The 25,516-nt window shown below is 39.1% G+C and carries 22 protein-coding genes; 18 read left to right on the top strand and 4 right to left on the bottom strand.

What is annotated here, in order from left to right:
- Window positions 1-3: 3 nt before the first annotated feature.
- From P20429_RS10030 to P20429_RS10075, 10 genes are all read left to right on the top strand, one after another.
- Window positions 4-1,371 carry a MotA/TolQ/ExbB proton channel family protein gene (locus P20429_RS10030; protein WP_007583244.1) on the top strand — a complete coding sequence of 456 codons (1,368 nt, stop codon included), beginning with the start codon at window positions 4-6 and terminating at the stop codon, window positions 1,369-1,371.
- A 3-nt stretch (window positions 1,372-1,374) separates the two neighbouring features.
- The gene (locus P20429_RS10035) at window positions 1,375-1,902 is read left to right on the top strand and encodes a MotA/TolQ/ExbB proton channel family protein (RefSeq protein WP_033026765.1); all 528 of its coding nucleotides are present in this window, start codon (window positions 1,375-1,377) and stop codon (window positions 1,900-1,902) included.
- Window positions 1,903-1,955: 53 nt separating this feature from the next.
- A complete protein-coding gene (locus P20429_RS10040; protein ID WP_004334764.1) occupies window positions 1,956-2,369 on the top strand; it encodes a biopolymer transporter ExbD in 414 nt (137 codons plus the stop codon).
- 12 nt (window positions 2,370-2,381) lie between these two features.
- On the top strand, window positions 2,382-2,987 hold the full coding sequence (locus tag P20429_RS10045) for an energy transducer TonB (RefSeq protein WP_193371817.1): 606 nt from the start codon (window positions 2,382-2,384) through the stop codon (window positions 2,985-2,987).
- A 69-nt stretch (window positions 2,988-3,056) separates the two neighbouring features.
- A complete protein-coding gene (locus P20429_RS10050) occupies window positions 3,057-4,385 on the top strand; it encodes a lipopolysaccharide assembly protein LapB (protein WP_033026768.1) in 1,329 nt (442 codons plus the stop codon).
- Window positions 4,386-4,669: 284 nt separating this feature from the next.
- Window positions 4,670-8,758 carry a hypothetical protein gene (locus tag P20429_RS10055; RefSeq protein ID WP_007583237.1) on the top strand — a complete coding sequence of 1,363 codons (4,089 nt, stop codon included), beginning with the start codon at window positions 4,670-4,672 and terminating at the stop codon, window positions 8,756-8,758.
- A 64-nt stretch (window positions 8,759-8,822) separates the two neighbouring features.
- The gene (locus tag P20429_RS10060; RefSeq protein ID WP_007583235.1) at window positions 8,823-11,525 is read left to right on the top strand and encodes a TonB-dependent receptor domain-containing protein; all 2,703 of its coding nucleotides are present in this window, start codon (window positions 8,823-8,825) and stop codon (window positions 11,523-11,525) included.
- Between the two features lie 221 nt (window positions 11,526-11,746).
- A complete protein-coding gene (gene asd, locus P20429_RS10065; protein ID WP_007583233.1) occupies window positions 11,747-12,886 on the top strand; it encodes an aspartate-semialdehyde dehydrogenase in 1,140 nt (379 codons plus the stop codon).
- A 339-nt stretch (window positions 12,887-13,225) separates the two neighbouring features.
- Entirely contained in the window at window positions 13,226-15,115 is a 1,890-nt protein-coding gene (locus P20429_RS10070; RefSeq protein ID WP_139047185.1) for a bifunctional diguanylate cyclase/phosphodiesterase, read from the top strand.
- A 351-nt stretch (window positions 15,116-15,466) separates the two neighbouring features.
- On the top strand, window positions 15,467-16,591 hold the full coding sequence (locus P20429_RS10075; RefSeq protein ID WP_007583229.1) for a DUF748 domain-containing protein: 1,125 nt from the start codon (window positions 15,467-15,469) through the stop codon (window positions 16,589-16,591).
- Window positions 16,592-16,679: 88 nt separating this feature from the next.
- Here the strand turns inward: P20429_RS10075 and P20429_RS10080 are convergent, their stop codons facing one another.
- Window positions 16,680-17,489 (bottom strand): ion transporter, encoded by an 810-nt coding sequence (locus P20429_RS10080; RefSeq protein WP_007583228.1) that lies wholly within the window; start codon window positions 17,487-17,489, stop codon window positions 16,680-16,682.
- 100 nt (window positions 17,490-17,589) lie between these two features.
- Here P20429_RS10080 and P20429_RS10085 point away from each other — a divergent pair, with 100 nt between their 5' ends.
- The 5 genes from P20429_RS10085 to P20429_RS10105 all read left to right on the top strand — a co-directional run bounded on the left by P20429_RS10085 (window position 17,590) and on the right by P20429_RS10105 (window position 19,786).
- Entirely contained in the window at window positions 17,590-17,802 is a 213-nt protein-coding gene (locus P20429_RS10085) for a hypothetical protein (protein ID WP_007583226.1), read from the top strand.
- A gap of 15 nt (window positions 17,803-17,817) precedes the next feature.
- A complete protein-coding gene (locus tag P20429_RS10090; RefSeq protein ID WP_007583225.1) occupies window positions 17,818-18,099 on the top strand; it encodes a hypothetical protein in 282 nt (93 codons plus the stop codon).
- 68 nt (window positions 18,100-18,167) lie between these two features.
- On the top strand, window positions 18,168-18,359 hold the full coding sequence (locus P20429_RS10095; RefSeq protein WP_007583223.1) for a YwbE family protein: 192 nt from the start codon (window positions 18,168-18,170) through the stop codon (window positions 18,357-18,359).
- Window positions 18,359-18,877, top strand: coding sequence for a DUF4240 domain-containing protein (locus P20429_RS10100; RefSeq protein WP_007583221.1), 519 nt, complete (start codon window positions 18,359-18,361; stop codon window positions 18,875-18,877). Before P20429_RS10095 ends, P20429_RS10100 begins: the two co-directional genes overlap by 1 nt.
- 447 nt (window positions 18,878-19,324) lie before the next feature.
- Entirely contained in the window at window positions 19,325-19,786 is a 462-nt protein-coding gene (locus tag P20429_RS10105; protein WP_004334802.1) for a hypothetical protein, read from the top strand.
- Window positions 19,787-19,806: 20 nt separating this feature from the next.
- Here the strand turns inward: P20429_RS10105 and P20429_RS10110 are convergent, their stop codons facing one another.
- The 3 genes from P20429_RS10110 to P20429_RS10120 form a co-directional block, all read right to left on the bottom strand.
- Window positions 19,807-21,066, bottom strand: a complete 1,260-nt coding sequence (locus P20429_RS10110) for a Y-family DNA polymerase (RefSeq protein WP_007583218.1) — start codon at window positions 21,064-21,066, stop codon at window positions 19,807-19,809.
- On the bottom strand, window positions 21,054-21,467 hold the full coding sequence (locus tag P20429_RS10115) for a S24 family peptidase (RefSeq protein ID WP_007583215.1): 414 nt from the start codon (window positions 21,465-21,467) through the stop codon (window positions 21,054-21,056). Before P20429_RS10115 ends, P20429_RS10110 begins: the two co-directional genes overlap by 13 nt.
- An 81-nt stretch (window positions 21,468-21,548) precedes the next feature.
- Complete coding sequence (locus P20429_RS10120) at window positions 21,549-21,968, bottom strand: MarR family winged helix-turn-helix transcriptional regulator (RefSeq protein ID WP_007583213.1); 420 nt, start codon at window positions 21,966-21,968, stop codon at window positions 21,549-21,551.
- A 296-nt stretch (window positions 21,969-22,264) separates the two neighbouring features.
- Between P20429_RS10120 and P20429_RS10125 the strand changes: the two genes are divergently transcribed.
- The 3 genes from P20429_RS10125 to P20429_RS10135 all read left to right on the top strand — a co-directional run bounded on the left by P20429_RS10125 (window position 22,265) and on the right by P20429_RS10135 (window position 25,435).
- Entirely contained in the window at window positions 22,265-23,008 is a 744-nt protein-coding gene (locus P20429_RS10125; RefSeq protein ID WP_007583211.1) for a siderophore-interacting protein, read from the top strand.
- A gap of 141 nt (window positions 23,009-23,149) precedes the next feature.
- Window positions 23,150-24,139, top strand: a complete 990-nt coding sequence (locus P20429_RS10130) for an LLM class flavin-dependent oxidoreductase (RefSeq protein WP_007583209.1) — start codon at window positions 23,150-23,152, stop codon at window positions 24,137-24,139.
- Window positions 24,140-24,421: 282 nt separating this feature from the next.
- Window positions 24,422-25,435 carry a patatin family protein gene (locus P20429_RS10135; protein WP_007583206.1) on the top strand — a complete coding sequence of 338 codons (1,014 nt, stop codon included), beginning with the start codon at window positions 24,422-24,424 and terminating at the stop codon, window positions 25,433-25,435.
- Window positions 25,436-25,516 lie beyond the last annotated feature (81 nt).

The raw sequence follows: 25,516 nt of genomic DNA, 5'->3' as shown, positions 1-25,516 counted from the left end.
AAAATGAAATTGTTTACTCAAATGACAAAAATAGCTCTTTTTGCTGCAAGCCTAAGCATTACTGGTGCAAGTATAGCGGCAGAGCCAATGAACTTAGATTCATTACTTAAAACGCTCGAAAATGGTCAATCAGCTCAAAGCGAGCAAAATAAGCAGCGCGAACAAGAGTTTACTGCTCGTCAAAACGAGCAAGTACAAACGCTTAAAAATACCCAAGCAAAGCGTAATCAAATGCTGGTGGAATCTGAGCGCTTAGAAACGCAGTTTGAAGAAAACGAAGTGAAACTTGCTAACTTAACAGACACGCTTTCTAAACGAATGGGTTCCCTTAAAGAATTGTTTGGCGTGTTACAGCAAGTAGCAGGTGATTCTAGTAATAAGTTTGCGACATCAATTATATCTTCCCAGATTGCTGGGCGTAGTACGTTTATGGATGACCTAGCTCAAAAAATGGGTTCAACTTCAAAACTTGCTTCAATAGAAGATATTGAAAAAGTATGGTTTGAACTACAGCGCGAAATGACCGAGCAAGGCAAAGTAAGTCGTTTTAACGCAAGTGTCATTGTTGAAGGCGGTACTAAAGCACAGCAAGAAGTTGTGCGAGTGGGTGCATTTAACCTTATATCAAACGGTAAGTATTTAGAGTTTAATTCCTCGACTAATTCTTTGAGCGAATTAACTCGCCAACCTGTATCGCGCTTTACTGCAACAGCAGAAGAGCTACAAAGCACTAAAAGCGGTGTGGTGCAATTTGCACTTGACCCAACAGGCGGCTCTATTCTTGGTTTATTAGTACAAGCACCCGATACCCAAGAGCGTGTTCATCAAGGTGGCACTGTTGGTTATGTGATTTTAGGCGTGGGTGTTATTGCACTTCTTATATCATTAGAGCGCTTTTTCTCATTATTGGTTATGGGCGGTAAAATTCGTCGTCAACTTAAAGATTCAGTTGCACGCGATGACAATCCGCTTGGACGCGTAATGAAAGTAAAAGATCAATTTCCGAGTGTTTCACACGACACACTTGAGCTTAAATTAAGTGAAGCTATTTTACGTGAAATGCCAAAAGTGACGCGTAATTTAACACTTATCAAAATCATCTCTGTTGTTGCCCCGCTGTTAGGTTTATTAGGTACGGTAACAGGCATGATCAATACATTCCAAGCAATCACCTTATTTGGTACCGGCGACCCTAAATTAATGGCGGGTGGTATTTCTCAAGCACTAGTAACAACGGTACTAGGCTTAGTGGTAGCAATACCAACGGTATTTTTATACACCTTACTTAATACGCGCGCTAAAAATATTTTGTTAACTATTCAAGAGCAGAGCGCCGGTATTATTGCAGAGCGAAGCGAGAAGGGAGCATAAACCATGGTGCTATTGATTGACTCAATCAATGCTATCCGTGATTTTCTCGACACTGGTGGCCAAGTTCTCTTGGTCATTGGGGTGTTAATCTTCGCGATGTGGTTATTGATACTCGAGCGATTTATTTACTTTTTCAACGGTTTTCGAAGCTATAAACATGCTCTAAAAGCCAATTGGATTAACCGTACAGAACGTGATAGCTGGAATGCAGAGCAAATACGCGAAGCGATGATATCGCGAGCAGGTATGCGCTTAAACACCAATCTTTCTTTGATTAATGTGATGGTTGCTTTGTGCCCACTACTTGGTTTGTTAGGCACTGTAACGGGCATGATAGAAGTGTTTGATGTAATGGCAATTACTGGCACAGGGAGTGCGCGTTCAATGGCGTCAGGGGTATCTAAAGCAACTATCCCGACAATGGCAGGCATGGTAGGTGCGTTATCTGGGGTATTTGCCTCAACGTATTTACAACGAAAAGCTAAGCGCGAAGTAGAACTACTACAAGACAGCATGGTTTTAGACCATTAAGCAAAATTTTGATAAGCGGCTTATATAAAGTCGCTCATCCTAGGAGAATAAAAATGAGAGCCCCGTTAGGAAACCTATTTCAAGAAGATGAAGCTGAAGAAATAAACATGACCCCAATGCTAGACGTTGTATTTATCATGCTTATTTTCTTTATTGTAACTGCCTCTTTTGTTAAAGAAGCCGGTATTGATGTTAACCGCCCAGAAGCCGCAACAGCGGTTAAAAAAGAGCGTGCAAATATCCTTGTGGCGATTTCAGATACAGGTGAAATTTGGATTAATAAACGTCAAATTGATGTACGCGCAGTACAAGCCAATATCGAGCGTTTAAAAGCAGAAAATCCACAAGGTAGCGTTGTGATTCAAGCGGATAAAAAAGCCACTACCGAAATGTTAATAAAGGTGATGGATGCCTCGCGCGCGGCGGGCGCATTTGATGTATCAATTGCCGCACAAGATGCGTCTTAAGGGCTAGTTATGTTGCGATATTTAGTTGCATTAGTGATAGCTGGTGTAGTGACCTTTATGTTGTTTTTAGGCATGCAGGCACTGATCACTGGCGGTGAAGGCGCTATGACGGATCCGGTAAAGGGTAACGTACTTGATTTTGTTCGCTTGAAAAAAGAAGAAACCGTACAAAAAAAAGAGCGTAAGCCACAAAAGCCACCAACACCAAAAGAGCCGCCACCACCAATGGAATCACCGCAAATGCAAAATAGTGATGCTACAGCTAATGCTAACAACTTTGACTTTGGTGCAAACGTTGATGCGGATGTAAATTTAGCCGGCGGGTTAGCACTTGAAACAAGTGATGGTGAGTATTTACCGATTGTAAAAGTGGCACCTGTTTATCCGCGCCGTGCATTATCGCGAGGTATCGAAGGCTACGTTATTGTTGAATTTATAGTAACTAAACAAGGCACTGTACGCGACCCACAAGTGGTTAAAGCAGAGCCTGAGTCACTCTTTGATAGAGCCGCGATGGATGCAGCCCTTAAATTTAAATATAAACCCCGCGTAGTAAACGGTGAAGCCGTTGAAGTGGCGGGTGTTCAGAACAAAATATCTTTCCAAATCAGCGGTTAATTTAGTAATTAACCACGAGTATACGGACAGTAATGCGAGGCGATTATGAAACTATTTATTAAATCTGTTATGAAATTAAGCCCTACAGCTAAATTTTTTAAATTAACACTATTTTGTACCGCTGCGATCAGTACAAGTATTGTTACACCAAGTGCTCTAAGCCTGATACCAGGGCTAAGTGTAGCTACGGCATATGCAGAGCAAGAGCAAAAAATAAAACGTGTACCAGCGCTTCGTGAAAAGGTCTACAGCCAACTCGCACGTGCACAAAAACTCGCTGATGATGGCGATGTTAAAGCAGGCCTTGAAGCGCTTGATAGCATTAATGAGCGTTCATCGAGCATGAACTCGTACGAAATTGCGATGATGCATAATTTTTATGGGTTTATTTATTACAACGAAAACGATTTACCAAAAGCGATAGCTTCGTTTGAAAAGGTCGTAGCAGAGGAAGCCATTCCTGAGTCGCTTCGTTTAAGTACTACCTTTAGTTTAGCGCAACTAGCTATGGCTAATAGTGATTACACTAAAGTTATCGCATTTTTAGATGACTGGGACACTATTAACACTAAGCCTAAAACAGAAGGCTATTACTTGTTAAGGGCTCAAACATACTATCAGTTAAAGGATTATAAAAAAGGGCTTGAGTACATATCTCAAGTGATTGCTTTAAGCGACAGCGAAGGCAAAATCCCTAAGGAAAACTGGTTAGTACTACAGCGTGCCATGTACTACTCACTTAATCAAACTGACAAAGTTGTTGAAGTACTTGAGCGTATGGTAAAGCTTTATAACAAGCCTGAGTATTGGGTACAGTTATCAGGTATGTATGGTGAAACAGGGCAAGAAAAGCAGCAGTTGGCGGTAATTGAAGCGGCTTATCAGCAAGGATTTTTAACCTCTAAGTCTGATTTACGTCAATTAGCGCAAGTGTATTTATATAACGGCTTAGCATTTAAAGCCGCAGACGTTATGAGTGATGCGATTGAAAAAGGGATTGCAGAGCAAAACGCTAAAAACTATGCCTTTGTAGCTGAGGCGATGATCCAAGCAAAAGAAGACGAAAAATCAATAAAATACTTTGTAAAAGCAGCCGATTTATCACCCATTGGTAAATATGACCAACGCTTAGCTGAAGTATATGTTAATACTGAGCAATACGAGGAAGCGGCCGACGCAGCGCGTAAAGCACTTAATAAAGGCTCACTTGATTTTGAATCAAATGCATTTGTTGCCTTGGGTATGGCTCAGTACAACTTACAAAATTTTGATGCATCAATTTTAGCGTTTGAACAAGCAGAAAAACATAAAAAATCACAGCGTTTAGCGCAGCAATGGATTAAATATGTAAAGCGCGAGAAAGTGCATGCAGAAACATTAAGAACGGCACTGCTTTAAGCTTTAGTAATAACGTTTAAATATAATTTCATAATCGCAAATCCAAACCACACTATTTTTAGTGTGGTTTTTTTATGTTTTTAATAAATTAACTACTTGAATTTTATGTAAATAACTTTGTCATCTTATGTTTATTAAAGTGTAACTGTAATGTCATATAGCTACCGTAAGGTAGGCGCTGCTGATAACTCAAGTGACCTTAAAGCATTGCTTAATGTTTTAAGGTGACTTGAGTTTATTTAAAGCACTTAACAAAATAATTAAATACTTTAACGGAGTGAACAATGAAATTATCTGACTTATTTAAAGTTAGTTTGATTGCAACTGCAGTATCTTTAGCGGGTTGTGGTGGTGACTTAGTAGTATCTGAAGGCGACACAACAATAAATGAAGGCGACACAGTTACTAATGTTGTTGAAGGTGGCAGTGGTACAGTAGATGAAACATCATCGCGTGATGATTCTCAAAATGCAACTACGGGTTTCCCTGCTGATATCGACAATGCACTTGTTCAAGGCTTAGCAACGGATGTCTCAAGTGAATTTCCAGCAATAACAGATAAACCAGTGTATCGCTTAAGTGCTGATACAACATTGATTGCTGATGTTTCACTAACTAATGATGCACATTGGATTGTGAGTGGTCGTACTGCTGTGGGTAATGACCGCGCAGATAGTACAACGCTTTATATTCAGCAAGGTACAACGATTATTGGTGAGTCAGGGGATGACTTTTTAGTTGTGCGTCGTGGTTCACAAATTGAATCAGTCGGCACTGCAAGCCAGCCAATTACGATGACATCAATTCAAGATGTTACGGGTAGCGAGACAGCAATTGGCCAATGGGGTGGTTTGGTATTACTTGGTAATGCACCTGCAAACTCATGTGGAGACCAACAAGGTGAAGCAACAGCAGACGAACTTGCTAACTGTGGCGTGTCAGCTGAAGGTGATGCAGGTCAGTTCGGTGGAAATATCAGTGATGATAATTCAGGTACTCTAAAATATGTACTTGTTAAGCAAGCAGGTAAAACGCTTGGTAATGGTGATGAGTTAAATGGTATTACATTTGCCGGTGTTGGCTCTGCAACTACGGTTGATTATATCCAGGTTCATGAAAACCTTGATGACGGTATCGAGTTTTTTGGTGGTACGGTTAATGTAAGTAATGTAGTGCTGACTAACATTGGTGATGATTCACTTGATTGGTCTTTTGGTTGGACGGGTTCGGCTACTAATGTTTACATTCAACAAGCGGCTAACGTAGGCGATAACGCTATTGAAGCTGATAACTCTGAGTTTGATTCAAGCGCCACGCCATTAACACTGCCTACTATATCTAACGTAACAATCGTCGGTGCAGAAGGTAATAATGGTATTCGTCTACGCGCTGGTACTGCGGGCGCTCTTAAAAATGTATTTGTAACGGGTCCTGCTACTTACGAAAACTGTTTACGTGTAGGGTCTGATTCAGTTCCTCGCGCTGAAGATGGCACACTAACGATTGTAAACTCTATTGTGGCGTGTCAAACAACGGCAAATAATTTTGGTAGTGAAGTAATTAACGGTGGCGACGTACAATCTTGGTTTGAAGGACAAGATGGTAACCAAGTACTTACGCCTGCAGAGCTTATGCTTGCTGATGACGGTTACACGCCACTTGCTGGTTCACCGCTTATCGCAAATGGTCAAATTGGTGCTTTTGATGGTTCAACTAACTGGATGGAAGGTTGGACTGTCGGTATTAATGGCGGCTTCCCTACTGATATTGATAACGCGCTTGCACAAGGCTTAGCATTAGATGTTTCTAGTGAATTTCCAGCAATTACAGATAAACCAGTATACCGTTTAACTGAAGATACAACGTTCACAGCAGATGTAACGCTTACTAACGATGCACATTGGATTTTAAATGGTCGTACTGCAGTTGGTAATGACCGTGCAGATGCAACTATATTATATGTTCAAGCGGGTACAACGCTAATTGGTGAAACAGGTGATGACTTTTTAGTTGTACGTCGTGGTTCACAAATTAATGCCAATGGTAATGCAACTGCGCCAATCACAATGACATCTATTCAAGATGTAACAGGCGCTGAAACAACGATTGGTCAATGGGGCGGCTTGGTATTATTAGGTAATGCACCCGCTAACTCGTGTGGCGATCAAACCGGTGAAACGACAGCTGAAGAATTAGCTAACTGTGGTGTATCAGCTGAGGGTGACGCTGGTCAGTTTGGTGGTGATATTAGCGATGATAACTCAGGTGTTCTTCGTTATATTGTTGTTAAACATGCAGGTAAAACGCTGGGTAATGGCGATGAACTTAACGGTATCTCATTTGCAGGTGTTGGTTCACAAACGAAAGTTGAATACATTCAAATTCACCAAAACCTAGATGATGGTGTTGAGTTTTTTGGTGGCACAGTTAATGTTCGTAACATTGTACTAACTGATATTGGCGACGATGCATTCGATTGGTCATTTGGTTGGTCGGGTCGTGCACAAAATATCTATATTCAACAAAGTTCAGTTGAGGGTGATAACGCAATAGAAGCTGATAACTCAGAATTCGATTCAAATGCGACACCATTGACTAAACCGCTTATTTCTAACGTAACAATTGTTGGTGCTGATGGTACTAACGGTGTTCGTTTACGTGCAGGTACAGCGGGCGTTCTACGAAATGTTGTTATAACGGGCCCTGAAGGTTACTCAAACTGTTTACGTGTAGGCTCAGACTCTGCTGCTAATGCAGAATCGGGTGAGTTGTCTATCGAAAACTCAGCTGTTGCATGTAGTGAAGATAATAACTTTGGTTCACAAGCAATTGGTAGTGGCAATGTGCAGTCTTGGTTTGAAGGTCAAACGGGTAACTTAACGCTTACGGCTTCAGCACTTAATTTAGCGACAGACGGCTTTACACCAAAATCGGGTTCACCTTTATTAGGTGCTGGTGGGGATTCATCTGAGCTTGACTCGTTCTTTACCAAAACAGATTACATCGGCGCATTCGATGGCGATAATAATTGGATGGATGGTTGGACAGTTGCTATTACACCAAGCTTTCCTGACGATATTGCTAATGCATTAGCACAAGGACTTGCAACAGATGTTTCTGCTAGCTTCCCTACAATTACAGACAAACCTGTATATCAATTAACCTCTGATGTTGTATTTACATCTGATGTAACACTGACTAACGATGCGCATTGGATTTTAAAAGGACGTACAGCCGTTGGTAATGACCGCGCTGACAACACAACACTTTATGTTCAGTTTGGTACAACGTTAATTGGTGAGTCGGGTGATGACTTCTTAGTTGTTCGCCGTGGTTCTAAAATTGAAGCGGTAGGCAGTGTAAATCAACCAATTACTATGACGTCAATCCAGGATATGACGGGCGGCGAAACTACGATTGGTCAATGGGGCGGTTTAGTATTATTGGGTAATGCACCTGCTAACTCATGTGGCGACCAACAAGGTGAAGCAACAGCAGAAGAACTTGCTAGTTGTGGTGTGTCTGCAGAAGGCGATGCAGGCCAGTTCGGTGGTAATGACCCTGAAGATAATTCAGGTACGCTAAAGTATGTTGCAGTTAAGCAAGCGGGTAAAACGCTGGGTAATGGCGATGAACTTAACGGTATTACACTTGCGGGTGTTGGTCGTCAGACTGAACTAGATTACATTCACGTTCATGAAAATCTAGACGATGGTGTTGAATTTTTTGGTGGTACTGCAAATATTAGTCACCTTGTTTTAACAAGCATAGGCGATGATTCACTTGATTGGTCGTTCGGTTGGACGGGTAAAGCGCAATATGTACTGATTAAACAATCAGACTCTGAGGGCGACAATGCAATTGAAGCTGATAACTCTGAGTTTGATTCAAGTGCAACGCCACTAACAATGCCAACTATCTCTAATGTAACAATTATTGGTAATGTGGGTGTAAATGGTATCCGCTTACGTGCAGGTACTGCGGGTATGCTTAAAAACGTAGTGGTTACAGGTGGTGCAGACTATTCAAACTGTTTACGAGTAGGCTCTGATTCAGCGCCGCGAGCAGAGGACGGTACATTAACTGTTACTCACTCAATCGTTGCGTGTGAAACCGCTAACAACTTTGGTACACAAGCAATTGGTACAGGTAATGTTGAATCTTGGTTCTTAGGACAAACAGGCAATTCAGTTCAAGTAGCCGCTGACCTTGGGCTTGCAGATAATGGCTATATGCCAACTGCTGAGTCGTTATTACTTGGTAATGGCTTTGATTCATCAAGCTTAGATAGTTACTTTGATTCTGTAGATTACATTGGTGCGATGGATGCACAAACAGACTGGACAGCAGGTTGGGTAAAAGTAGGCCTTTAACCCAAATCACATTATAGCCGAGCGAAAGCTCGGCTAATGTCTTGTTTTGTTTCGGAGTATAAAAATGAAATCTTTTAAACCCTCTACACTTGCTTTATCAAAGTTAAACTACGCTGTAATGGCTGCGTTACTTGGTTTATCAGTAAATACAGCCACGGCTGCTGAGCAGCAAGTAGAAGAGCAAGAAATAGAAGAAGTTGTTGCTGTAGGGCAACGATTAAAGGGCAGTGCGGGTGCTGTACTGCAAGAACGTCAAAACCAAGCGTTTGTTGCTGATATTATGGGTGCAGACCAAATATCACGTACTGGTGATGGCGATGCCGCCTCTGCACTTCGTCGTGTTACTGGTTTAACGTTAGTCGATGGCAAATTTATTTATGTGCGTGGTTTAGGTGAACGCTATTCTAGTACTCAACTAAATAGCATGTATGTACCAAGTCCTGATCCTACTCGCTCAGTGGTTCCTTTGGATTTATTTCCATCTGAAATTATTGAAAGCTTGAGTGTACAAAAGTCATTTTCACCGGATATGCCAGCGCATTTTGGTGGTGGTAATGTAAATATTCGCACTAAATCAATTCCTTCTGACTTTTTATTAAAAGTACAAGTGGGTACATCGTACAATACTTCTAATAGCGATACCGGTTACTTTTACAGTGGCGGTGATGATGACTGGATGGGTCGAGATGATGGTTCGCGAGCATTATCGGATGTGTTTACTACTGCGCTTACCAGTGATGCTGGTCTTGAGGGCAATATAAACACTACGTTAGCCGAGCGTAAAAACCTGATTCAATCGCTTGATTGGGATGTAGGTATTTCAGAAAAGGATGTTGACCCTGCCATGAACTTCTCTATTGCCTTAGGTGATAGATTTGAAAGTGAGGCCGGTACTTTTGGTGTGCTTGCAGCCGTATCTTACGATAACGAGTGGGAAGTAGTTCAAGAGCAAAGCGGCTCAAGCCTTGGTAGTTTAGGCTGTGAAGACAAATGTTTTGCCCAGTATTACGATGGTACATCGACTGAGCAAAATGTACGTTGGAGCGGCACATTAAATTTAGGATATGAGTTAAATTCAAACCATAAGTTTGAGCTTACTAATATTGCACTTCATGACATGAGTGACCGCGTACGTAACCGCGATTACTTTGATGCAAATGAAACCGAAGAAGGTGTCACCGAATTACGCCGAGTAGATATTACGTACGAAGAGCGCGAAATGTTTTCGACTCAGCTTAAGGGGACGCACAACTTTCCAGAGCTAAATAATTTATTTTTTGATTGGTATGGCGGTTTAAGTCGAGCAAACCGTAATGCACCAGGTGGTTTAGATGTTGTTTATCAGCAAAATTTAGTTGATGGCGTGCTTGAATCTGAACAATTACAAGATGTAGCTGCAACAAATATCACCCGTGAGTATCAAGTATTACACGACGATGTTGAAACATTTGGTTGGAATATGGGTATGCCTTTTTATGGTGACGGCTATGAGCTTGAGTTAAAAATAGGCGGCGATTTTTCAGAGAAAAAACGTGATGCAAGTAACGTGAAGTTTGGCATTACGCACCGTGGTATAAGCGATGAGTACTCGTTCGGTTCTAACGTAAGCGATATTTTTGCTGATGAAAACACGGCGAATGACGCTTTTTATGCAAGTTTAACTGGCTCAGGTATTTTTGATGACGGGACCACTGATGGTGATAAGTACAGTGCAGCGCATAAATTAGATTCTTATTATTTTATGGCCGATTACTTCTATCAAAACACTTGGCGTTTTACTGGTGGCGTTCGATGGGAAGATTTTTCTCAAGTATCAGTCGGTTATGAAGCGCATACTAATTTCTTTGAAAATACGCTACAAGAAATCCAAGATGTAGCTATTAATGAAGATAACTTTTTTCCTTCTTTAGCTGTTACGTACATCATGGATGAAGAAATGCAATTTCGCTTAAATTTAAGTGAAACAACCATTCGCCCTGATCTACGTGATGTAAGCTCTTCTTTCTTTGTTGACCCGTTAACTGAGTTTCTGGTGAGAGGCTCTCCTAGTTTACAAAGTTCTAATTTAAAAAATGTTGATTTTAGGTTTGAATGGTATATGCCATCAGGTAATAACCTTTCTGTTGCATTGTTTTATAAAGACATTGAAAACCCAATTGAAATGGTTGAGCTTGCGGGCGTAGGGGGAGCATCTCCACAGTTATTAACAGCTAATGCTCAGTCGGGTAAATTGTCGGGTATTGAAGTTGATTTTTTAACTGACTTTGGCTTTATAAATAAAGATTGGTCCTCAGCATTCTTGTCAGGCAACGTTACGCTATCTGACTCAAGTGTTAATTTGGGGATTAATGATTCAGACGGTGTTGACTCACTGTTTGAAACACAGCTTAAAGAAGCCCTTGAGGCCGATACGGTATCGAATATTGTAACTAACAATGAGCGTCGTTTAGTTGGTCATTCTGAGTGGGTTGCAAACTTACAAATGGGCTATGACTCGGATGATGGATTTCATTCTACTTCACTAATTTATAATGTGTTTGGTCCTCGTATAATTGTACCTGGTACACGTGGTAATGAAGATGCCGAAGAAAAGTCGTTTCACTCAGTTGATTTAGTTTATTCTTACTTCCCTAGCTTTAACTCTAAAGTTAATTTTAAGGTTAAAAATATGCTTGGCCAAGAAAAAGAAATTGAACAAGAAGGTCTTACCCTTTGGGGACAAGACACCGGCACTGAGTTTAGTTTAAGTTATAGCTATGAGTTTTAAGCTTTATTTAAAATAAAACTCAAGGAATGAAATAGTAACCTTCACTATCTATTAGCTCTGTATTTTTAATACAGAGCTTTTTTGTGTTTATGCTCAGTATGAAAAATATTTAAGTTCTGTTTTATTCGCTAGTTTTAGCTTTCAGCCAGTGTTAGTTTAGCGTTAATGAAAATTAAATCTCACGCAATGAATTTAATTTTTAATGTATTAAGGCATCTTTTATGAATCAAACAGTGGAACAAACAATGAAAAAAGTAGGATTAGTCGGTTGGCGTGGCATGGTTGGCTCTGTGTTATTAGAACGTATGCAGCAGCAAAGTGATTTTGCCCATATCGACACCACCTTTTTCACCACCTCACAAGCGGGGCAACTCGGCCCTGATATTGCGGGCGACGCAAAACCATTACTAGATGCAAGTGACATTAACGAACTTGCTAAAATGGATATTATTGTTACTTGCCAAGGCGGTGATTACACCAATGCGGTATACCCAAAACTTAGAGAGTCGGGTTGGGATGGTTACTGGATTGATGCAGCTTCAGCACTGCGTATGAGTGAGGACAGCATTATAGTGCTTGATCCCGTAAACAAAGATGTTATTGAACAAGGCTTAGAGCAAGGCGTTAAAACCTTTGTGGGCGGTAACTGTACTGTATCGCTGATGCTACTTGCATTAGGTGGTTTATTTGAGCAAGACCTAATTGAATGGGTAAGCCCAATGACTTACCAAGCGGCGTCGGGCGCTGGTGCACGAAATATGAAAGAGCTTATTGCACAAATGGGCGCTATTCATGCAAGTGTTGCAGATAAACTAGATAACCCAAGCTCTGCTATTTTAGAAATTGATAAAATAGTAAGTGAAACAATGGCGTCAAAAGACTTACCACAAGACCAATTTGGTGTGCCATTAGCGGGCAGTTTAATCCCGTGGATTGATGTACCTATGCCAAGCGGTCAGTCTAAAGAAGAATGGAAAGCACAGGTTGAAGCGAACAAAATTTTAGGTTCTTCTAAGCAACCAGTACCTATTGACGGTTTATGTGTACGTATTGGCGCTATGCGTTGTCATTCACAAGCGATGACCATTAAATTACGTGAAGATATTAGCGTAGAAAAAATTGAAGAAATTTTAGCGTCTCATAACGAGTGGGTTAAGGTTATTCCTAACGAGCGTGAAATTAGCGCAACAGACTTAACACCCGTTAAAGTAACAGGCACTTTAAGCATTCCTGTTGGCCGTATTCGTAAATTAGCGATGGGGCCAAAATACATCAGCGCATTTACAGTAGGCGATCAGCTTTTATGGGGAGCGGCAGAGCCACTTCGTCGTATGCTACGCATAATTGTTGATGGTGAGTAATACCAATTCGCAATAATACTTAATCAATTTGAGGGGGTGAATCTGACGCTAACTACGTTAAATATTTCTGATATAGAGCAACTATATAACGAAATTTTTGCCTTGTTATCGACACGATTCTTCTTCCCTCAAAATAGATCACTTAATTAAGCGAATTGGTATAATATATAATCAGTATTAACAAAAGGGGTTGGCAATTTGCCAGCCCTTTTTAGTTTAATGGCTTATAAAACTGCTTAAGAGGCTAAAACAATACTTTTTTATGAATGTTCACTTTTGTTTATTATTGAACTTAAGTAAACTGTTTACATTGTGCAACAGCCTATTCAAGTAACATTAATGACCTCTCATACAAATAACTTTGCCAATAAGCGATTAGCATTTGTTAGCTCCTATTTTAGTTCTGCAATTGCTATCAACACGGTTGTTTCTTGTTTTCTTATTTTTAGCAGTATTAACCACAGCGCCTCGCAAGAAAAACTTTACTGGCTTTTTACGTTATCATTTATTTCATTATTTCGAATAGCAAGCCATGTATTTGTTAACAACACCCATGCTTTTAAATATCATCTGTATTTTATAGGTTTATTATTAACGGCTTTAACATGGGCTGCTTTCCCCATTTTGTTTTATGAAAATATGGCAATGCAGGAGAAGTTTGTATCACTCGTTGTTTTTAGCTCCCTTGCTGGTGGCGGTGTAAATGTTTTAGCTTCTGATATTCGTTCCTCCTTGTCGTATATAACCTGTTTACTGGTTCCTTTTAGTATTTTATTACTTTTACAGCCTATTGAAGATGAGAATGTACTAGGTATTTTAGGGCTCGTTTTATGGTTTATTTTGTGTTTTGTTACCGCTGTACGTTCTGCTAAAGATGTAAAGTCATCAATTAATAATGAACTTAAGTTAGATCAATTTATTGAAAACTTAGAAAACGAAGTGCAACTTCGTACCGAACAAATAATCCTTTTAGAGCAAAAAGATAATTTAACTAAATTGTTTAACAGGGGGAGCTTTGTTTCTAATGTTGAACTTGATTTAGCCAATCAAAATGATGATATTAAAGCCGTTTTATTTTTAGATATGGATGACTTTAAAATCATCAACGATAAATACGGTCACGATTTTGGTGATTTTGTGCTGGCCCAAACAGGTAAACGATTAGTTGAAACACAAACTCAGGGCGATTTTATTGCTTGTCGTTGGGGAGGGGATGAGTTTATTTTTTATTCTCGTAGTAACACCGAAGACGAACTTTTTGACTGTGTTTTTAGATTAGTTAAAACTTTAACGAAAACAGTAAGCATGGATAGCTATCAAGTAAACCCTTCTTTTAAGGTTGGGCTGTATTTTACGCGTGAAAATTTTAACCTTGAAGACGCGATTAAATACGCTGATGTTGCTATGTATGAAGGTAAGAAAAGCCGTAATGAAATATCAGTATTTGACGAGCGAATGCATGAATCGCTTAAAAGAGAAGAAATACTTCGTAGCTCAATTAAAGAGTGCGTAGAAAAAGGTGACTTTCATCTGTGTTATCAACCTATTGTTGATATAAGTACAAATGAAATAACTACGTTTGAAGTGCTACTTCGTTGGCAGTTTAATGATGAATTTATTCCCCCTTCAGAATTTATAGATATTGCAGAGCGATATGGAAAAATTAATATACTCGGCGAATTTGTACTAGAGCAAGCCATCGCGAGTTTAAGTAAGTTAAACGCTGTGAATAGTAAGATTGGATTGTCGATTAATGTGTCGGTGTTGCAACTAGAAAACCATAATTTTTTAGATTTTTTAGTTGCGCTTTTAAATAGATACGCAGTTAAACCATACAATGTGCATTTAGAAATAACAGAAACAGTGATGATTAAAAATTTACCGTATTTGTCAAAAGTGATTACGGCCATAAAAAATACCGGTGTGCGTATCTCTATTGATGATTTTGGTACTGGGTTTTCTTCTATATCGGTTTTAAAAGAGCTGTCAGTTGATTACATTAAAATAGACAAATCTTATATTGATAACATTTGTGAATGCTCAAAAGATAAAAGTATTGTATCTGCGGTAACTAACATGTCGCATATGATTGGATGCCAGGTAATAGCTGAAGGCGTAGAAAATACAGCTCAGTTAACGTTATTACAAAGCTTACAAATTGATAAGTATCAAGGTTTTATATTCAGTAAACCAGTTAGATTTGATCAAGCATTTTCACTTATAAGTTAAAGGGATACACTCGCTTTATATTCAATTAAGCATTGCTGTATAAATTACATTTTGCAGCAATGTCTTATTTTAAATACTGGATTTACATCATTTTTTCAGAAAAACTTAAAATCTATATTGCATTTTACTACCTTAGAATATTTCCCTACTCGTACTTTTGAATCTTCATATTCATCGTTCACTCTTAAAGTGGTATAACCTTTGCTCTTAATACGTAGATTAGCCTGTTTAGCTACAATGAGGCTACCAACGATGTATTTTAAATGCGATCTACGTAGTGTTATTACAATTTTGCGTAATTCTTACATGTTTAAAATGCTCATTTGAAAGTATTAAGTAAAGGAAATTACAATGAGCTCGGTTTCTAATTTATTTCATAGCAAATGGTTTAACTCATTAGCGGTTACTTTATTAGTCCTTATTATTGCCAGAATAGCCGCGCCTTATGTCGTTCAGTATTACGTAAATTATCAGTTAAAGCATACGCAAGGTGTTACGGGACATGTTGGTGATGTAGATTTGTTTTTATATCGCGGTGCCTACGCGATTGACAACGTTGAAATTTACGCTGTTGATGCAACTTCAGCTCCTAAGCCTTTACTGAGTATTCAAACTCTCGATTTTTCACTCGCGTGGTCAGCCCTTTTAAAAGGGAATTTAGTCACAAATATGGCTTTTACGCGTCCTGAGATAGTTATTTACGATAAAGACCCCAATGCTTCTGAGCAAAATCAACAAGTAAAAGATGAAACTACCTGGGTAGGGCTCGCCAATAACTTAGTACTGTTTTCTATTGATACCTTAGCAATTGAGCAAGGAAAGTTAACCTTAGTTAATTCAACTAACAGTGGTGAAAACCCCACTTTTATATCAAATATCAATGCCGAAATTAAAAATATAACGAATGCGCAAAACCTATCAAAAACACTTGTGACTACTCTAAACGTAGAGGGAGCATTAATGGGGGAGGCTGCATTAAAGCTTAATGGCAAATTAGACCCTTTTAGCAAGCAGGCTAATTTTGATTTTAACGCAGAGGTACAGCGCTTTTCAGTTAAAAATTTAGACACTGTATTTAAAGTGTATACACCGTTTGATATTGAAGCGGGAGGCATTGATGGTGCTATGGAACTTGTGGCTAAAGATAATAACTTAAATGGTTATGTAAAAGCGGGCGTTCAAAACTTGCGTGTTTTTTCGTGGCGCGAAGATATAGAAAAAGATGACGACGGCATATTTACAGCCATATTTGAAGGCAGTGTTGATTTACTGGGCTCTATCCTCGAAAACAATGAGTCTAAACTTGTTGCTGCACGCATTCCTATAGAAGGGCAATTAGACAATGCGGATGTTTCGACTTTCCAAGCAGTTACTTCGGTTTTAAAAAATGCTTTTTTTGATGCGTTTAAAATGAAGGTAGATAACGTCATTTCTTTTGAAGATACGGATAACAAACCTGATAACAATGGGAATTAAAGCACTTTGGGAATGCATGTTTGAGTTGAATGCCTAAGCTGCACCCACTTTTTAAACTTTAAGTGGGTGCTTTAATACTCTTATCAGATTAGTTTTTGCGGTTACTCAATAGCTCTTTAAGCTCAGCAATTTGGGATTGTAGTTCGTTTACTTGCCCTTGCGTTGCAGGTAATGAGCTGTCGTCTGCGAGCTCTTCTCGTGCTTTGCGGTGCTCCTCACTCATAACTTCTAAAATGGCACCTACCATCATGTTTAAAAATACAAATGCGGTTAAAAATATAAACGTAAGGTAATAAATCCAGCTTAATTCGTACACCGCCATTGTTTCGTACATTATGTCGGTCCAATCTTCAAATGTTGCCACCCTAAATAAGGTAAGCATTGAGATTGAGACGTCTTGCCAAAGTACGGGGTTTATTTCAGCAAACATCATGCTGCCCATTGCAGCGTATATATAAAAAATAACAAACATTAATAGGGCTATATAACCCATTTGCGGAATGGCTTTAAGCAATGAGTTAACTAATAAGCGCAGCTCTGGGATCATCGATACCAATCGCAGCACTCTAAATATGCGCAGTAAACGAGCAATTAACATAGTAGATCCAGCAGCAGGATATAAACTGCCCAATACTATGATGGTGTCGAATATATTCCATCCTTTAGAAAAAAAGTGTTTTATGCCTTTACTTGCAATAAAGCGGATTACTAGTTCAATTAAAAAGAATGCGGTAATGCCAACGTCCATCCAATTTAGAGCAAGCTCTACGGTAGGATGTAGCGAGTAAGTGTGCGCACCGACTGTCAGGGCAGAAACAATAATTACAGCTATAACAAATGATTGAAATATCTTGCTTTTGTCTATACGCTGAAACAACTTTTGTAACTGCGACATCATAGAAATAGATCCTTTGGAGATTAAGATTTTATGGCGCTAATATACAATAATATTGTAATAATTTAACGCTTTTTCGATATAGAAAGTGTAAGGAAATTTAATGTTTATCAATAAACTAAAAAGTAGCGCATTACTTATTGTTGGATTATGTGTTTTAGCTGGTTGTAGCTCTGACGCGCGTTTTCATGAAGTTCAATCGGCGCGCCTTGATGAATGTAACTATAAAGCCGACAAAGAATATTACGAATGCCTAGATAAACAAGACTCTAACTACGAAGAGTTTAAAAAACAGCAACAAGCAGAAACTAAATAAGTAACCTTTATATTTATGACTAAAACTCAAAAGCAGCGCGATAAGCACATTCGACTAGCACTTACTAATGCATGCGAGGCAATAAAAGAAAGCGTAATTGGTTTTGATTATCTAACGCATACCATTGATTTAAATAACGAGGCCAATACGTTAAAAGTACAGTGTTATTTTAATGATGATATAGCCCTTGAAAGTGCAAAACCGCAACTTAACGAATTAACAAATATAATACTCAAAGAGCTTACGAGTATTAAGTTGAACGCAAAACCAGCACATATTTCATTTTCCGCCAATTAACAGAGCTTTTGTTGGTTTGATAGCACATGGACGTTATAATTAGATAAATTATTTTTAGGGTTTAAATTATGGCTGTTCCTACGCGTTCGCAAATTTCACCAGGTACCACAGTAAATATTGTATTAAAAGAAGATCAACGCAGCGGCACATTAACTGAGGGTGTTGTTGAGCGCCTTTTAACAAAATCACCAAATCACCCACACGGCATTAAAGTACGTTTAGAAGATGGTCAAGTTGGCCGAGTAAAAGAGATTTTATAATGGCAGCGTTAACAGAACAGGCTTTTTGGGAATTAGTAACAACGCCTGATTTAGGGCTCGATCCGCAAAGTGTGAGCGATAACCTAAAAACTAAACTTAATGATTTAAGCGATCAACACCTTATTGATTTTGATAAGCATTTTGGCATACATATGCGCAAGTGTTTTACCTGGGATTTATTTGGTGCCGCTTTTGTGATGGCTGGATGTAACGACGATTACGGCTTTAGCGAATTTAGATGTTGGTTAATTTCGCGCGGTAAAACTGTATTCGAAAACGCCTTAGAAAATGCTGATTCTATAGCGCAGTGTACACCTGTTTATTACTTAAACGAGCAGCCTTATCCGTACATTGATGAGTACGACTTAATAGCCGGTTTATTATTTGAAGAACGTAACGAAGACGAATTGCCGTTTATCCCTTCTGGCAGTGATGAGCCCAAAGGTAAACGTTTTAAAGACAAACCTAAGTTTTTAAAGCAAAGCTACCCTTTATTATTTGCAAAGTACTGGCAATAAAATAAATACCAATTCGTATAACTAGTTAAATAATCTAATGAGTTCAATTGACCCTTACAATTAGGCGCATTGGTATAAATCGTTTTGTTGTTTAAGTACGTATTAAATAAAGTGCTTAACAACAAAATGGTTTGTAATGAGTATCTAGGGCATGTTTACCTTTGGTGGTTGAATTTGTTCAATCCAAGAAGGATTTAATCGCGGCGCGACATTTGTAAACTAGTGGGCTCGACAACTGCTCCTGCATTATTCTAATGGCTTACATCCATGTAAGAATAATAAAAACCGAGCAAAGCTTCCGCGTCCTACTCACGCGCTCGCTCCTGTAATACGACTTCTCTCCTTTTATAGTAAATCTCTGTTATAGTTGTTAAAAGTTATAAAAGCTAAGTGATTAGGCATTTTGCTATTATTTAACACGCTGACTCACGAGGATACACCCACGAAATGAAATATTTAACACTCGCTTTATTAACTGTCGCTTTTACAAGTGCAAATGCTTTTTCTGAGCCGAGTAATAAAACACGATTTATACCGCTTTTAAAGTCAAAATTAGGTGCCTACGAAGTTGTGTCGAGCAACTCAGGGTTATGCGTTAACAGCAATTTGAGTTTGACAGATGAAAGTGATTTAAGTGCGGGTTTTAAACTTGGTGAGCAAATTGTATTTGGATCGCTCCACAATGGTACCCGAACCATTAAAAAACCAAACTTTTGCTTTATAACCAGCACGCTTAAATATAAAAGTGATGGCCTTGAAAACGGTTTAAGAATGAGCCGTTGTGAAAGCCCAGCAAACGAAAAAACAATCAGTCAAAGTATCAAGTTTTTAGCCGATAACACACTCAAATACACATTGAGCGAACCCAATGTAGAGTGCACATTTAAAAAAGCAGATGAAAGTAAATAAAGCATCTAGTAAGTAGCAAATCATTCGCAGTATATTTTAGGGATATCGCGCCAACGCGTAGTGTACTGCGGCGATAAAAAATCACGGTTCATGTGCCACCGGTCATTTAATTTACTACTTGCAAGGCTTAGCATTCCTTTTCCGTATCGATTATTGATTGTGTCTAGGCATTGCATAAGTTTTGGATTATCAGGGCTTTTATTAAATAAGTCATTTTGCTGAAACTGTTCTGATATTAGCTCTACCGCGCCTACACCACATTTATAAAACCGTATACCGGGTTGGTAAATCTTATTAAATACCTCAGATACAGCATTAGCCATCACGCAGGTGTCGTTAGTGGGTGAGGGGAACTTATACACAAAAGACTTTTTATAATATCTATTTTCGTGCGCGCCACTGGCTGCAAAAATATAAAGCTGGTGAGTGAGCGAGTGTTGCGCTCTTAATTTATTAGCCACTGTGGTTACATGGTTAATTAGCGCTGTTTTAAGTGCTGTTGGCTCACATATGCGCTCTCCAAAACTACGGGTTGAATAAATCTCCCGCTTGTCTTGTCGTACATCATCCCAGTTTAAACATGTTATCCCGTTAAGCTCGCTTACTGTGCGTTCAACAACCACACTAAATGCACGGCGCATTGCTCTAGGGTTTTGCTGAGCAAGATCCCAGGCGGTGTGTATATTCATTATTTTAAGTTTTTTAGCTAGCCGCCGGCCTATTCCCCACACATCTTCGCAGCTCATTCTTTGTAAAATAGCTTGGCGAGTTTGTTCGCTATTTATTACTGCAACACCATTAAAACCACTGAGCTTTTTAGCGGCATGGTTAGCGGCTTTTGCTAAAGTAGGGGTCGGGCCAAAACCAACACCTACAGGAAGTTTTGTTTCGCGCCATACTGTGCGCCTTATTGTATGGCCGTATTCATGCCAGTCTTTAATTAATGATGTGTAGCCATCAAAGTGCAAAAACGATTCATCAATACTGTATATGTGCTGTGTATCGCAAAAGCGGCCAATAATATTCATCATTTTGTCGCTTAAATCAGCATAAAGCTCGTAATTACTAGAGCGAATAACAACGTTGTTTTGCTCAAGTAAATGCTTAACTTTAAAGTACGGGCCAAATTTAGGAATATTTAAGCGCCGAGCAATAGGGCAAATAGCGCATACACAGCCATCATTATTGGTAAGTACAACCACGGGTTTGGAGCGAATAGCAGGGTCGAATACTTTTTCGGCACTGGCATAAAATGACACAGCATCAACTAAGGCATACATTTTAGTAACTCTGGGCTTTGCCTGTGCATTCTTATTGATAGCGTTACTACGCCTTCTAGCTGAAATTCGTCTGCAGAGGTTAGTTGTACAGGCTTATGTAAAGAAGAAGCTGAAAGCAGCCGTGCATTGGTTTTATCAAGTAGTTTGCATACAAAAAGACCATTTAAGTTAGCAACAATAACGTCACCATTTTCTGCAGGCTCTGCACGGTCGATTACTAATAAGTCCCCTTCAAAAATTCCGACTTCTTGCATAGAGTTACCCGATGCAATACCAATAAACGTAGCATCTGGATGCTTTATTAAAAGCTCATCAAGGGTTACACCTTGCTCGGTGTACTGCGCTGCGGGGGATTCAAAACCACACACGCCTGCTTCTATATAAATGGGAATGACAAACATAACACAACCTAAAACGCACATACTGTATAAGTGTACAGTATATGCGTTTTGTGTAAGTTATGCCAAGAAATGTATGGCTGATCAATCCATGTTTTTGATCATTTGTTGTGCGGTATCTAAAAAGTCTTTGATTTGTTGAGGGTTTAAGTTTTTACACATTTGATTATTTATTTTCTGCTCTGATGCTAATAACTTATCAAAAAGAACTTTACCTTGCTCTGTGAGCGACAAAATAAAGCAGCGTTTATCGTGCTCACTCGCCTGTTTATTAATTAAATTTAAGCCAATAAGATCTTTAATTAAACGTGCGATTTGCGCTTTGTCGCGCTGCGTTTTAGTAACTATATCGTTAGCCGTACAGTTATTTACGTTCGCGATAATATGTATGCAGCGTACGTGCATAGCATTAATACCCAGTTCGCCTGCGTTAATTGCTTCACGAATTGTGACACGGTAATTTTGCATTAGTTCAAACAGCGTATTTGATAAAGGTGTATTCATAGAACTCTCAATATAGTTGACAAAGTCAATTAATTTGCTATAGTTGATTTTATCAACCAATGGGGCGTTGTGCAATACCTGCTTTTTATAGCAGCCAATTATTATACCAATCTGCTTATATATGGGGTCTATTTAACGTTAAGAAAATCACGCTAGAACTAGGCTAAAATTTTTGTATCTAGTTGTTCTAAATAAAAAATTTTTAACAACGTTATAGTGCAATTTAATTCGTTAAATTGATCAAAGATTTATGCAGGTTGGTATTAAAGTCTAAGTTTTGTAAAACGAGGTAATACATGAGTAAACAAGTTCGCAAAGCCAACGTATTAAGTACACAGCAAATCACACCCCACCTACAGCGTATTGTTGTAGGCTCTGATGATTTTAAAGGCTTAACCTCACAGTACATTGGTAACTATGTAAAAGTACTATTTCCAAAAAATGGTGAAGTAGATTTTAACTTAAAAACAGCCTGTATACGGTCATATACAATAAGGCATGTAGATGCACAAACAGGCGCGCTAACGCTTGATTTTGTTATAAATATGCACCAAGGCCCTGCAACTGACTGGGCTAAAATTGCAAAAGTAGGCGACGAGCTAGGTATTGCAGGACCAGGCCCTAAAAAGCTAGATAATTATGAGCATTCGCATTATGTATTACTAGGCGATTTAACATCGGTAAATGCAATAAAAGGGTATGCGCAGCAATTACCTTTAACTTCAAAAATTGATGCTTTTGTACATGCGCCCACTGAGCAAGACATTATTGATTTAGAAACAAGCCGCGATGTTAATTGGCTTGTTACCGACAACGCTGACGAAGCGCTACTTAGCGCGCTTCAAAATTTGCACATTACAGCAGAGCCTCCCATTGTATTTATGGCATTGGAAGCTGGGCTTGTACGTAGGGCAAAAACACTGCTAACAGAGCAATTTAATATACCGCGCAGTAATATTGTTTCCTCAGGTTATTGGAAAAAAGGCGTAGATTCAGAAGGCTATAAAAAGCAGCGCCAACGTGATGCACAGCTTGCCTGAATACCTTAGAGCAAAATAACATATACCTATTTTGCTTTAATACCTCTGCGTAACTTGAATTGACCTAATAGCAGACCCATTTAAGTGTTTTATGCTAATGATGTAATCCATTATTAGCATGCATTTTTAGGAGCTGCTATTTTGTTAAATTCCATTCCTTTTTCGTTATTAGAACTTGCCCCCATGATCAAAGGGGACAGCGTTACTAACACTCTTCATAAAAGTACTAAATACGCCCAACGTGCAGATGAACTTGGCTTTAACCGTTTTTGGCTTGCTGAGCATCATAATATGCCAGGAATAATTTGTGCTGCCACTTCTATTTTGGTTGGACACATTGCAGGTAATACCAAAAAGATACGCGTTGGATCGGGCGGTATTATGCTGCCAAACCACTCCCCATTAGTTGTTGCTGAACAATTTGGTACGTTAGAGAGCTTATATCCAGGGCGAATAGATTTAGGACTAGGGCGTGCCCCCGGCAGCGACCCTGTAACGAGTCGTGCATTAAACAACGATATGAGCCGTGCAGAAAACTTCCCGGGTGAAGTAACTGAGCTGCAAACATTGTTAGGTCCTTACAACGGTACGCACCCTATACGTGCTATACCGGGTGAGGACACAAACGTTCCTATTTGGTTATTAGGCTCGAGTTTATTTAGCGCGCAACTAGCGGCGCAAAAAGGGTTACCGTATGTATTTGCAGGACATTTTGCACCGCGCTTCGTGCACGACGCAATAGCGTTGTATAAGCGCGAATTTAAAGCATCAAGCGTACTTGATAAGCCATACGTCATGCTTGCACTACCTTTAGTGGCAGCAGACACCGACGATGAAGCGCAATACTTGTCGACTACTTCTAAGCAACGTGTGCTCGAACTCATACGCGGTAACGAGCTGTGGCTAAAACCACCTGTTGAAAGCATGGACGGGTTGTGGAGCGAACAAGAACGCGCTCATGTAGAGAACTTTTTAAGTCTAAGCGTAGTAGGCGGACATGTAAGTATTAAACACAAGTTAGAGATGATAGCGAAACAGCTAGAAGTTGATGAGTTTATATTTACCAATGATGTATTCGATAGTGAAAAACGCCACCGTGCACTCGAAATTTTAATGGAAATAAAACACTAAAATATAGTTAGTTAAGCAAGCGTACACTCTGGGCTTGTTAACATACAGACATCATCAAAAGTTAAACTTTTTTAACTCATTTTATTAACTTTAAGTGATGTCTGTATTTGTTATTTAAATATTCAAAGTAAATTTGATTGCTATTTTTAGTATATATTTTGCTTTACATACCGTTCTGTTTTTTCAATCGAACTGATTTAAATAATCAATTTTAAGATATCACTTTTATTTTTTATAATGTATGTATTAAACCAAACATCATTAAATAAAGGTAGGTTCACCGTGAAGTCTCTAAATAGCGCAACAGCTAATTCAGTTAACAAAACAGCGCAACCAAAAGTTGCACTGATTGCTGAAGGTGGCGGGCAGCGAGGGATCTTCACAGCTGGCGTACTTGATGCGTGGTTAGAGCAAGAATATGACCCATTCGATTTATTCATTGGCACCTCTGCAGGTTCGCAAAACTTAACTAGTTACTTAGCGCGTCAAAAAGGCTATGCCAAACGCCTAATTAGAGGGCTTTCGCGTAACAAACGTTTTTTTCAGCTTGGTCGTGGATTAGTGGGTAAGCATATAGTTGATTTAGATTGGTACTTTGACAAAACCACTGAAGTAAACAGAGCTATAGATTTCAAAACAGCGAAAACGAGTTTAGGTGAGCGTGAACTACTTATAACAGCAACAAACGCACGAGACAGAAAAGCTTATTATTTATCGCCAACAGGTGAGAGTGGTCAATGGCGTGATTTGTTAAAGGCTTCTAGCGCACTCCCGTTTTTATACAAACAAGGTGTAAAATTAACACCTTGGTTAAACGCAAAAGCAGCTAACGAAATACACCTTGCTGAAGAGCAAGTACAGAGCGATTTTTATCTAGACGGCGGTTTAGCCGCTCCATTACCAGTGCGTGAAGCTTACAACCGAGGCGCTCGTAAAATTATTGTAATAAGAACGGTTGACGCTAATTTTCAAGCGCAATCTGCATGGGTACAAAAGCTAAGATCATTTGCTATAGCATCAGGCTATTGTCCAAAAACATTGGACTACTTAATACAGCACGAGAAAGCGTATTTAGATGAGCTTGAGTTTATTGCAAACCCACCAAGTGATGTAGAAATAATACAAATTTTTGCAGACGAAAAACTGCATAGCAAATTATTAGGTAGTTCAAATAACGATTTACGTTTTGATCATAAATTAGGCTTAGATGCCGGTCGCTCATACTTAGCAATGCAAAATTTACAGATTAACAGCAACAACCATTACAGTGCACCTACACAATACAGCTATAACTAATTAAATATAATTACAAAAAAGCGCATAACTTTATGCGCTATTTTTTTGCCATTCTTAATCCTCATTACGCCTCATATAAAC

This window comes from Pseudoalteromonas sp. BSi20429 (genome assembly GCF_000238895.1).
GTDB classification, from domain to species: Bacteria; Pseudomonadota; Gammaproteobacteria; order Enterobacterales; family Alteromonadaceae; genus Pseudoalteromonas; species Pseudoalteromonas arctica.
This window is presented reverse-complemented; position numbering and strand designations above follow the sequence as displayed.